The following is a 10,852-nucleotide window of genomic DNA, read 5'->3' as shown; positions in this document are numbered from 1 at the left end:
GTGTCCGCGCGCTACCGGGGCACGACGCCGCCGGGGGGCGGGTCAGGGGCGCACGCCGCGCGCGTGCCCCGGGGCCTCCGGCGAGGCGGGAGCCGTGGCGCCCACCACCGCCGTGGCGCCGTCGATGCGGGGGACGTGCACGTCCGCGCCCTCGGGCAGGGTGGCCCCGTCCGCGGTGCGGGCGGTCCAGATGTCCCCCTCGAGGCGCACGAGGCCGCTGCGCTGGGTGACGGGTTCCAGCACGGTGCACGGCAGCCCGATCAGCCGCTCGGCGTTGGAGCGGGTGCTGGGTGTGGAGCGGTTGAGCCGGCGCAGGGCCACGGGTCTGATGAGGAAGATCAGCAGCACGGAGACCACGGCGAAGAGCACCACCTGCAGGGTGACGTTCTCCACCACCAGGCTGACGCCCGCCGTGACGAGCGCGGCGAGGGACATCATGAGGAACAGGAAGTCCAGGGTGAGCATCTCGACGGCCGCCAGGGCCAGCATCACGATCAACCAGAAGAGCCACGGATTCGTGACCAGTGCATCCCACACGTCGGAACTCCGTTCTGCTGCGAATCGGGTGGGAACCGCCCCGGTGCCCACCGGGAGCTCCCACCACTGCCTCCGTCCCATTGTGCCCCACGACACCTCCACGACCCCGGAACCGGGTGGCTCCGGTGCGGCCACCACACGGCGCGCGCGGGGCAGCGCACCGGCGCGCGGGTTTTTCCGTGAGAGAAATCGGGTGCACAGATCATCAGTACCCGTAATATGTGTCACGAAGCCGGACCGCACACCCACTTGCGGGTGCGACGGCCTGCGGCGCGCAACCCGTGCGTCGCGAGCAGAGACTTACTGAGGAGTTAATGCGATGTCCACGTTCGACGTGAATGCAATTCTGTCCAGCACGGCCTACGGTTCCGACGGCGACAAGATCGGCAAGGTCGAGCAGGTGTTCCTGGACGACAACTCCGGCGAGCCCACGTTCCTGACCGTGAACACCGGTCTGTTCGGCGCCAAGGAGAACTTCGTGCCGGTCAAGGGCGCTCGTCAGGACGGCGACCGCGTGGTTCTTCCCTACACCAAGGACGTCATCAAGGACGCCCCGAAGGTGGACGCGGACCAGCACCTGTCCCCCGCCGAGGAGGAGGAGCTGTACCGCTACTACGAGATGAACTACGACGGCGGCCGCACCGCGGGCACCGACCGTGACCGCAACGCCGCCGCTGCGGGCACCGCGGGTGTCGCCGGGGCCGGTCAGCGCCACGCCGACCGCGACCACGACCGCGCCGGTGTGGACCAGGACCGCCGCGCCGCCGCCGGTGAGGACGCCTCCGTGATCCGTCACGAGGAGCGCCTCAACGTGGGCACCCAGCAGCGCGAGGCCGGCCACGCCCGCCTGCGCAAGTACGTGGTGACCGACCACGAGACCGTCGACGTTCCCGTGGAGCGCGAAGAGGTCACCGTGGAGCGGACCCCCCTCAACGGCACCGAGGCCCACGCAGGCACCGGCCGGATCGGCGAGGAAGAGGTGGACGTCACCCTGCACGAGGAGCGTCCCGTCGTCGAGAAGGAAACCGTGGCCGTCGAGGAGGTCGGGCTGAACAAGCAGACCGTCCGCGAGACCCAGCGCGTCGAGGCGGACGTCCAGAAGGAGCAGGTCGACGTCGAGACCGACGTGGACCGCAACGGTGTGGGCCGCGACGATCTCGGCCGCAACGGCGAGGCTCCCCGCCGCTGAAGCACCACGCGCGAGTGACCTCGCGTGAGCACTGACACGTGTGCCCCGGGTGATCCACCCGGGGCACACGTGCGTCCCGGGCCGCGGCCCCGTCCGCCGGGCGCTGACCGCACCGACCTGCCCGGGCGGCGTCGTGCGCGTGCGTGACGAGGCGGTAGCATCGGGGAGGTCGCGGGCGCCGCTCCGGCGCGCCCCGCGCTCTGCGCGCCCCCGGTACGGGCGGGCACCCACTGGACTCACGAGGAGACACACCATGACGGACGCCCCTGACCTTCGACTCACCGTGGACGGCGAGCCCCGCACCGCGGAGTCGGGAACCACGGCCGCCCAGCTCTACACCGAGCAGCGCGACGTGGTGGTGGCGCACGTCAACGGCGTCCTGAAGGACCTCTCCACCGAGCTGCGGGACGGGGACGTGGTGGAGCGTGTGCTCGTCAGCGACCCCGAGGGGCTCGAGGTGCTGCGCCACTCCACGGCGCACGTCATGGCCCAGGCCGTCCAGGAGCTGCGCCCCGACGCCAAGCTCGGCATCGGCCCGTACATCACGGACGGCTTCTACTTCGACTTCGACGTCGCGGAGCCGTTCACGCCCGAGGACCTGAAGAAGCTCGAGAAGTCGATGCTCAAGATCGTCAACAGGAACCAGATCTTCCGCCGCCGCAGCGTCACGGAGGACGAGGCCCGCGAGGAGATGGCGGACGAGCCGTACAAGCTGGAACTCATCGACCTGGCCGGCGGCCCCGGCTCGGGTGCCGTGGAGAGCTCCGCCGAGGGTGCCTCCGTGGAGGTGGGCGGCGGCGAGCTGACCGTGTACGACAACGTGGACCGCAAGAGCGGCGAGGTCGTCTGGCGGGACCTGTGCCGCGGTCCGCACCTGCCGGACACCAAGCACATCGGCAACGGCTACGCCCTGATGCGCTCCGCGGCCGCATACTGGCGCGGGGACCAGGACAACCAGCAGCTGCAGCGGATCTACGGCACCGCGTGGCCCAGCAAGGACGAGCTGAAGGCCTACAAGGAGCGGCTGGCCGAGGCCGAGCGCCGCGACCACCGCAGGCTCGGTGTGGAGCTGGACCTGTTCTCCTTCCCGGACGAGCTGGGCTCGGGACTGCCGGTGTTCCACCCCAAGGGCGGGATCATCCGCAAGGAGATGGAGGACTACTCACGCGAGCGCCACGCGCGCGCCGGGTACGAGTTCGTCTACACCCCGCACATCACCAAGGGCCACCTGTACGAGGTCTCGGGACACCTGGACTGGTACCGGGACGGGATGTTCCCTCCCATGCACGTGGACGAGGAACGCAACCCGGAGACCGGTGAGCTGACCAAGCCGGGCCAGGACTACTACCTCAAGCCCATGAACTGCCCCATGCACAACCTGATCTACTGCTCCCGCGGCCGGTCCTACCGCGAGCTGCCGCTGCGGCTGTTCGAGTTCGGCGCGGTGTACCGCTACGAGAAGTCGGGTGTGATCCACGGGCTCACGCGCGTGCGCGGCATGACCCAGGACGACGCCCACATCTACTGCACCCGTGAGCAGATGAAGGACGAGCTGACCGGCACGCTGAACTTCGTGCTCTCCCTGCTCAAGGACTACGGCATGGAGGACTTCTACCTGGAGCTCTCCACCAAGGACCCGAACAAGTTCGTGGGCTCGGACGAGATCTGGGAGGAGGCCACCCGCACCCTGCAGGAGGTCGCCGAGGACTCCGGGCTGGAGCTCGTGCCGGACCCCGCCGGGGCGGCGTTCTACGGCCCCAAGATCTCGGTGCAGGCCCGGGACGCGATTGGCCGGACCTGGCAGATGTCCACCATCCAGCTGGACTTCAACCTGCCGGAGCGCTTCGACCTGGAGTACCAGGCCTCGGACGGCACCCGGCAGCGCCCGGTGATGATCCACCGTGCGCTCTTCGGTTCCGTGGAACGCTTCATGGGCGTGCTCACCGAGCACTACGCCGGGGCGTTCCCCGCGTGGCTCGCCCCCGTGCAGGTCCGCGCGATCCCCGTGGCCGAGGCGTTCAACGACTACCTGGAGGACTTCGCCCAGCTGCTGCGGGAGCAGGGGATCCGCGTGGAGGTGGACGCCTCCTCGGACCGGTTCCCCAAGAAGATCCGCACGGCGTCCAAGGACAAGGTCCCGTTCGTGGTGATCGCCGGCGGCGAGGACGCCGAGGCCGGGACCGTGTCCTTCCGCTTCCGCGACGGCTCGCAGCACAACGGCGTGAGCCGCCAGGAGGCAGTGGAGCTGATCACCCGGCACGTGCGCGAGCGCAGCAACGAGGACCCCACGGCCCCCGCCGGGGGGCTCGAGGTGAAGGAGACCGTGGTCGAGGATCCTGCCGCCGCGGGCCCGGAAGCGTCGGGCCGGTCGTGACCGGACGGGACGCGGCGGCGTCGGACGGGGACGGTGTGCAGCGGGACGAGTTCGGGCTCCCGGGGGTCCCGGACGGCTTCCAGCGGCTGTGGACCCCGCACCGCCTCGCGTACGTGCGCGGGGAGGACACCTCGGTGGAGCAGCCCCCGGGGTGCCCGTTCTGCAGCGCGCCGCCGCGCCCGGACGAGGACTCGCTCATCGTCCACCGCGGTGAGCACTGCTTCGTGGTGCTCAACCTGTTCCCGTACAACCCCGGCCACCTGCTCGTGTGCCCCTACCGCCACGTCGCGGACCTGGACGAGCTCACGGACGACGAGCTGTGGGAGCTGAACACCCTCACCCGCACCGCGGTGGCCGTGGTCCGGGAAGTGGCCCACCCGGCCGCCTTCAACGTGGGGCTGAACCTCGGATCCGCCGCGGGCGGCTCCGTGGCGGAGCACCTGCACCAACACGTGGTGCCACGCTGGGTGGGGGACTCGAACTTCATGCCTGTGGTGGCCCACACCAAACCGCTCATCCAGACCCTCGGCTCCACCCGCGAGGACATTGCCGGGGCCTGGCCCGAGAGCTGACCCCCGGGTGCTCGCACCCGCTGACTAGGATGGAGACCATGTCCCGACCTCTCGTACGACTCCTCGGCCAGGGGGTGCGCTGGGCGTCGAGCCTGCGCGGCGGCGGCTCCGCCTTCCCCGGCCTGTTCATGGAGAAGCTGCACCCCGGCTTCGTGGCCGAGGAGCTCGCCAAGCTGCCCCGGGGTGTGGTGGTGATCAGCGGCACCAACGGCAAGACCACCACCACCAAGATGACCGTGCAGCTGCTGCGCTCACAGGGCTTGCGCGTGTTCACCAACCGCACGGGCTCCAACTTCGTGCGCGGTGTGGCGGCCTCCCTGCTCGCGGAGATGGACGCCTTCGGCCGCCTGGACGCGGACGTCGCGGTGCTCGAGCTGGACGAGGCCCACGCGGTGCACTTCGTGAAGCAGGTGCGGCCCCGGATCTGCCTGCTGCTCAACGTGATGCGCGACCAGCTGGACCGCTTCGGGGAGATCGACACGACCCGTCGCATGCTGCGGCAGGTGGCCCTGGCCACCACGGAGACCGTGGTGCTCAACCGCGAGGACCCGCGGATCGCGGGGCTCGCGGAGGACCTCCCGGCGGGCACGGGTGTGAGCTGGTTCGGGCTCTCGGACGCCCTGCGCCCCATGTTCCCCTCGGACGACGACATGCGCGACGGCCTGCGCCAGGTGGACCCGGGGGAGCAGGACTCCCAGGTCCCCTCCACCCAGCGCCCGGACGCGGACGTGGTGCTGCGCGCCGTCAACGCCCGCACCGTGGAGCTCGAGGTGCGTGGTGCGGCGCACGAGGCCACGGTGGACCTCTACGGCGTCTACAACCAGTACAACGCCGCCGCCGCGCTGGCCGCGAGCCTCCAGGTCCTGGGCGACGACGCCGATGTCCCCGCCCTCGTGGCCGAGCTCGGCAGCGTCACCCCGGCCTTCGGGCGTGGGGAGACCATTACGGTGGAGGACAAGCCCCTGCAGCTGCTGCTCGTGAAGAACCCCGCCGGCTTCCGGCTGTCCCTGGCCTCGGCCTCCGCGCAGGACTATGCCACGATGATCGCGATCAACGACCAGTACGCCGACGGTCGGGACGTCTCCTGGCTGTGGGACGTGGACTTCGACAGTCTGCGTGCGGGCGGCGTGGACGTGGTCTCTGGCGTGCGGGCGTGGGACATGGCGCTGCGCCTGGACTACGACCTCGTGCGCGTGGGCACGGTGGAGCCGGAGCTCGAGGACGCGCTGAAGCAGTTCATCGCGCAGTCCGGCGAGCGCCCCATGCGAATTTTCTGCACCTACACGGCCATGCTCTCCCTGCGCAAGATCCTGGGCGGCATGACGCACGTGGCAGCGATCTAGGAGGACACCGTGGTCGAGAACACCGCCGCACCGCTGCGCATCGTGCAGCTCTACCCCCGGGACATGAACATCTACGGCGACTGGGGCAACACGCTCACGCTCAAGCGCCGCGCCGAGCGCCACGGCCTCGCCGTGGAGATCGTGGACCACAACCCGGGCGACCCGTGGCCCGAGCACGCGGAGCTCTTCGTGGGCGGCGGCGGGCAGGACTCGGGGCAGTTCCGCGTGGCCGAGGACCTGCAGGCCGTGGCCCCGCGGCTGCTCGACGCCGTGGAGCGCGGGGTGCCCATGCTCGCCATCTGCGGCCTCTACCAGCTCTTCGGCCGCAGCTTCCGCACGGGGGCGGGGGAGACCCTGCCGGGGATCGGCATCTTCGACCTCGAGACCGTGGGCGGCGCCGAGCGGCTGATCGGCAACATCGTCACGGAGTCCCCGGAGCTCGGCACCATCGTGGGCTACGAGAACCACTCGGGGCTCACGCACCTGGGCGCCGGTCAGGAGCCCCTGGCCACCGTGGTCTCGGGTGCGGGCAACAACGGCGAGGACGGCACCGAGGGAGCACGCACCCGCAACGTGCTGGGCAGCTACCTGCACGGTTCGCTGCTGCCCAAGAACCCCCGCGTGGCGGACTTCCTGCTCTCCCGCGCCCTCGAGCTGCGGGGTGAGTCCCTGCCCGCGGCACCGCTGGACGACACGCTGGCCGAGCGCGCCCGCGACGTCGCCGCGTCCCGCCCGCGCTGAACCCGCCCTGCGCGCGCCCGGCCGCTCCCGCACCACGACGACGGTGCGCGGCCGGCTGCCGCGGATCGTCCGCACCCCCGGTGTGACAGCGCTGGGGTGGCGCTCGGTATCATGAGAGCCAATCCACCATTGCGTCCGGCCCGTTCGTGGCCGGACGCACTCTGTCGAGGAGGTCATCCATGTCAGGTCACTCCAAGTGGGCCACGACCAAGCACAAGAAGGCGGCGATCGACGCCAAGCGCGCCAAGGCGTTCGCCAAGTACATCAAGGGCATCGAGGTGGCGGCCCGCATGGGCGGCGCGGACACCTCCGGCAACCCGGCGCTCGAGCTCGCGGTCTCCAAGGCCAAGAAGAACTCGGTGCCCAACGACAACATCGACCGCGCGGTCAAGCGCGGCGCCGGGCTCACGGGTGAGACGATCGACTACACCGAGATCCTCTACGAGGCCCGAGGCCCGCAGGGCACCGCGCTGTACATCGAGTGCCTGACCGACAACAAGAACCGCGCGGCCTCCGAGGTGCGCGTGGCCGTGACCCGCCACGGCGGCACCATGGCGGACTCCGGCTCCGTGGCCTACCTCTTCGAGCGCAAGGGCGTGGTGGAGGTGGCCAAGACCGGCGGCCTCACCGAGGACGACGTCCTGATGGCCGTGCTCGACGCCGGCGCGGACGAGGTCCTGGACGAGTCCGACGTCTTCGAGGTGGTCAGCGAGGCCACGGACCTGCCCGCGATCCGCACCGCGCTGGACGAGGCCGGTCTCGAGTACAACAACGACGACCCCCAGTTCCGGGCCACCATGAAGGTGGACCTGGACGCGGACGGCGCGCGCAAGTTCCTCAAGCTCGCGGACGCGGTCGAGGAGCTGGACGACGTCCAGAACGTCTACTCCAACGCGAACATCCCGGCCGAGGTCATGGCCGAGCTCGAGAACGACGAGTAGTCGGGTGGCGGTCCCCGGCGGCCGGGGCACGCGGCGTGTGCTCGCCGTGGATCCCGGGCTCACCCGGTGTGGCTTCGCCGTGGTGGACATGTCCGCTCAGCGCACCGGGACGTTCGTCCACGTCCAGGTGAGCGGGACGAGCGCCCACGAGGCGCTCGAACGCCGGGTGCTGACCATCATGGAGACCGCGGAGGAGCTCATGGAGCGCTTCCGACCGGACGTCGTCGCCGTGGAGCGTGTCTTCGCGCAGAACAACGCGCCGACCGTGGTGGGCACCGCCCAGGCCACGGGCGTCGTGATCGCGGCGGCCGCTCGGCGCGGCATCCCCGTGGCCTGGCACACCCCCTCCGAGGTCAAGGCCGCGGTCACCGGGGACGGTTCGGCGGACAAGGAGTCCGTGAACCGCATGGTGGTCCGCATCCTGCGCCTCGACGCGCCGCCTCGGCCCGCCGACGCCGCCGACGCCCTGGCCCTCGCGGTCTGCCACGGCTGGCGCGGCGGCATGGCCGGCGTCAACGCGGCCGCCGCCACCTCCACGCACTCGGGGTCCCGCCCGGCCCAGGCACCCCGCGGCGCGGCGCTGACCCCCGCGCAGCAGGCGTGGCGCCGCGCGGAGACCGCCTCCCGGGGTCCCGCACCAGGCGGCGCGCCCGGACGCCGGAGCACGGGACGCGCCTGAACACCCCGTCGCCCCGAGCCCGTCCGCTCCGGTTGCTAGAGTGGCGGGCAGAGATTCGCACACGTGTTCGAATGCGCGTCGGCCCCCGCCGCCGCGCGCGGGTGCCGCACCCAGGGGTGTCCCGGCACGCTGTGCGCCGCACGATCCCGGCCACCCGGCCGGAAGAGGGGAGCAGTACCGTGATTGCCTCGGTGACCGGTGAGGTGCGCTTCGTGGGCGCGGCCCTCGCCGTGGTGGAGGTCTCGGGCTTCGGCATCGAGGTCCACGCGAGCCCCCACACCCTGTCCGGCTTGCGGGTGGGCTCCACGGCGCACCTGCACACCGCGTACATTGCCCGCAAGGACGAGTCCCCGCTGCTCTTCGGCTTCGCCCGGCCGGACGAGAAGGAGATCTTCACGGTGATGCTCGGGGTCTCCGGGGTGGGTCCGCGCACCGCTCTCGCCGCGGTCTCGGTGCTCGGCCCCGACGACGCCCGCCGCGCCATCGCGGCCGGCGACGACAAGGCCTTCACGGCCGTCCCGGGCATCGGCCCCAAGTCCGCCCGGCGGATCGTGCTGGAGCTCGCGGACAAGCTCGTGCTCCCGGAGCCCGCCGCCCACCCCGCAGCCGAGCCGCAGATCCAGGTGTGGCGCGAGCAGGTCGTGGACGCCCTCACCGGCCTCGGCTGGAGCGAGAAGGACGCCGCCCGCGGCATCGACGACGCCCTTGCGAGCCAGCCCGAGCTCGCGGACTCCGGCAACGTGGCCGAGATCCTGCGCACCGTGCTCTCGTGGCTCGGCACGGCCAAGGGCACCACCCACGCACCCACGGGGAGGCACTGAGCATGGCCGTGGAGGAGCGCGGGGTGGCGGGACCGCAGCGCCTCGTGGGCGCCGAGGGCGACTACGACGACCAGCAGCTCGAGGCCTCCCTGCGCCCGGGCACGCTCGACGACTTCGTGGGCCAGCAGCGCGTGCGGGCCCAGCTCTCGCTCGTGCTCGAGGCCTCCAAGCTGCGGGGGCGCACCGCGGACCACGTGCTGCTCTCCGGCCCTCCCGGGCTCGGCAAGACCACCCTGGCCATGATCATCGCGGAGGAGCTGGGCGTCCCCCTGCGGATCTCCTCCGGCCCCGCCATCCAGCACGCGGGAGACCTCGCCGCGATCCTCTCCTCGCTCACCCACGGGGAGGTGCTCTTCCTGGACGAGATCCACCGGATGTCCCGCCCGGCCGAGGAGATGCTGTACATGGCCATGGAGGACTTCCGGGTGGACATCGTGGTGGGCAAGGGAGCCGGTGCCACCTCCATCCCCCTGGACCTGCCCCCGTTCACCCTGGTGGGTGCCACCACGCGCGCAGGGCTGCTGCCCGGACCCCTGCGGGACCGCTTCGGCTTCACGGGGCACCTGGAGTTCTACTCGGTGCCGGAGCTCGAGCTCGTGCTGCGCCGTTCGGCCGCCCTGCTGGACCTCGCCATGACGTCCGAGGCGTTCAGCGAGGTGGCCTCCCGCTCGCGGGGAACCCCGCGCATCGCCAACCGGCTGCTGCGTCGCGTCCGGGACTGGGCACTCGTGCACGGTGTGGAGCGCATCGACGCCCGCGCGGCCGGCGCCGCCCTGGACATGTACGAGGTGGACGTGCGCGGTCTGGACCGGCTGGACCGCAACGTGCTGAGCGCCCTGGTGGGCAAGTTCAACGGCGGACCGGTGGGCCTGTCGACCCTGGCGATCGCCGTGGGGGAGGAGACCGAGACGGTGGAGACCGTCGCCGAGCCCTTCCTCGTGCGGGAAGGCCTGCTCGGGCGCACCCCGCGCGGGAGGATCGCCATGGCGGCGGCGTGGGAGCACCTGGGGCTCGACGTCCCGGACCACGCGGCCTTCAAGGACCCCGCGCTGAGGACCGCGCTCAGCACGGAACCGGGCAGCGCGGATCGAGGGAGCACGGGCTCGGGGAGCGACGACGCATCCAGCGCCTGACCAGATCCATCCCCTAAGCTGAGGTGGATCGTGCCCGTCCCCCGCGCACCACCGTGCGGGCGGGGCGGACACACCCATCGACTCCCGACAGAACGGATCCTTCGTGACCATCCTCGCAGAGACCCAGCAAGCCGCCGCAGGAGGCGGAACCGCGTGGTTCCTCCCCGTGATGCTCGTGGTCATGGTGCTGCTGCTGTGGCTGCCCATGCGCCGTCAGAAGAAGGCCCAGGCCGAGATGAAGGCCAAGCAGGCCACCATGGAGCCCGGCACGCGCGTGATGACCAGCTTCGGTCTCTTCGGCACGCTGCGGGACATGGACCGTGAGCAGAACAAGGCCGTCCTGGAGATCTCCCCGGGTCAGCTCGTCACGGTGCACTCCCAGACCGTGACCACCGTGGTGGACGAGACCCCCGCGGTCGAGACCACCACCCCGGACGCCGAGGACGCCGCGAGCACGGAAGCGGCCTCCCCGGCCGCTCCGGCGCGCGGCACCGAGGACGGCTCCACGGCAGCGGACCCCAC

Annotated in this window: 11 protein-coding genes; 10 read left to right on the top strand and 1 reads right to left on the bottom strand. The window is 71.3% G+C overall.

What is annotated here, in order from left to right; genetic code table 11:
• Nucleotides 1-42: 42 nt before the first annotated feature.
• A complete protein-coding gene (locus CWC38_RS09080; RefSeq protein WP_121846445.1) occupies nt 43-537 on the bottom strand; it encodes an NfeD family protein in 495 nt (164 codons plus the stop codon).
• 319 nt (nt 538-856) lie between these two features.
• Here CWC38_RS09080 and CWC38_RS09075 point away from each other — a divergent pair, with 319 nt between their 5' ends.
• From CWC38_RS09075 to CWC38_RS12410, 10 genes are all read left to right on the top strand, one after another.
• Nucleotides 857-1,726 (top strand): PRC and DUF2382 domain-containing protein, encoded by an 870-nt coding sequence (locus CWC38_RS09075; RefSeq protein ID WP_121846444.1) that lies wholly within the window; start codon nt 857-859, stop codon nt 1,724-1,726.
• A gap of 253 nt (nt 1,727-1,979) precedes the next feature.
• A complete protein-coding gene (gene thrS, locus CWC38_RS09070) occupies nt 1,980-4,100 on the top strand; it encodes a threonine--tRNA ligase (protein WP_121846443.1) in 2,121 nt (706 codons plus the stop codon).
• Nucleotides 4,097-4,672 carry an HIT family protein gene (locus CWC38_RS09065; RefSeq protein WP_121846442.1) on the top strand — a complete coding sequence of 192 codons (576 nt, stop codon included), beginning with the start codon at nt 4,097-4,099 and terminating at the stop codon, nt 4,670-4,672. Before thrS ends, CWC38_RS09065 begins: the two co-directional genes overlap by 4 nt.
• A 29-nt stretch (nt 4,673-4,701) precedes the next feature.
• The gene (locus CWC38_RS09060) at nt 4,702-6,015 is read left to right on the top strand and encodes a Mur ligase family protein (protein ID WP_121846441.1); all 1,314 of its coding nucleotides are present in this window, start codon (nt 4,702-4,704) and stop codon (nt 6,013-6,015) included.
• A 9-nt stretch (nt 6,016-6,024) separates the two neighbouring features.
• The gene (locus CWC38_RS09055) at nt 6,025-6,756 is read left to right on the top strand and encodes a type 1 glutamine amidotransferase (protein WP_121846440.1); all 732 of its coding nucleotides are present in this window, start codon (nt 6,025-6,027) and stop codon (nt 6,754-6,756) included.
• 179 nt (nt 6,757-6,935) lie between these two features.
• A complete protein-coding gene (locus CWC38_RS09050) occupies nt 6,936-7,697 on the top strand; it encodes a YebC/PmpR family DNA-binding transcriptional regulator (protein WP_121846439.1) in 762 nt (253 codons plus the stop codon).
• Between the two features lie 4 nt (nt 7,698-7,701).
• Complete coding sequence (ruvC, locus tag CWC38_RS09045) at nt 7,702-8,376, top strand: crossover junction endodeoxyribonuclease RuvC (protein ID WP_121846438.1); 675 nt, start codon at nt 7,702-7,704, stop codon at nt 8,374-8,376.
• Between the two features lie 179 nt (nt 8,377-8,555).
• Entirely contained in the window at nt 8,556-9,197 is a 642-nt protein-coding gene (ruvA, locus tag CWC38_RS09040) for a Holliday junction branch migration protein RuvA (protein WP_121846437.1), read from the top strand.
• Between the two features lie 2 nt (nt 9,198-9,199).
• The gene (ruvB, locus tag CWC38_RS09035; RefSeq protein WP_121846436.1) at nt 9,200-10,330 is read left to right on the top strand and encodes a Holliday junction branch migration DNA helicase RuvB; all 1,131 of its coding nucleotides are present in this window, start codon (nt 9,200-9,202) and stop codon (nt 10,328-10,330) included.
• A gap of 103 nt (nt 10,331-10,433) precedes the next feature.
• Nucleotides 10,434-10,852, top strand: a 419-nt coding sequence (locus tag CWC38_RS12410) for a preprotein translocase subunit YajC (protein ID WP_240625187.1), incomplete at its 3' end; no start/stop codon positions are given.

This window comes from Kocuria tytonicola, from assembly GCF_003687455.1.
GTDB classification, from domain to species: domain Bacteria; phylum Actinomycetota; class Actinomycetes; order Actinomycetales; family Micrococcaceae; genus Kocuria; species Kocuria tytonicola.
Note: the sequence above shows the minus strand (reverse complement) of the source record. Positions and strands in the feature narration are given on the sequence as shown.

Bases quoted from the DNA above. Each gene is read 5' to 3' on its own strand.
- CWC38_RS09075 (WP_121846444.1), top strand. From the start codon at position 857: ATGTCCACGTTCGACGTGAATGCAATTCTGTCCAGCACGGCCTACGGT.
- thrS (WP_121846443.1), top strand. From the start codon at position 1,980: ATGACGGACGCCCCTGACCTTCGACTCACCGTGGACGGCGAGCCCCGC.
- CWC38_RS09060 (WP_121846441.1), top strand. From the start codon at position 4,702: ATGGAGACCATGTCCCGACCTCTCGTACGACTCCTCGGCCAGGGGGTG.
- CWC38_RS09050 (WP_121846439.1), top strand. From the start codon at position 6,936: ATGTCAGGTCACTCCAAGTGGGCCACGACCAAGCACAAGAAGGCGGCG.
- ruvB (WP_121846436.1), top strand. From the start codon at position 9,200: ATGGCCGTGGAGGAGCGCGGGGTGGCGGGACCGCAGCGCCTCGTGGGC.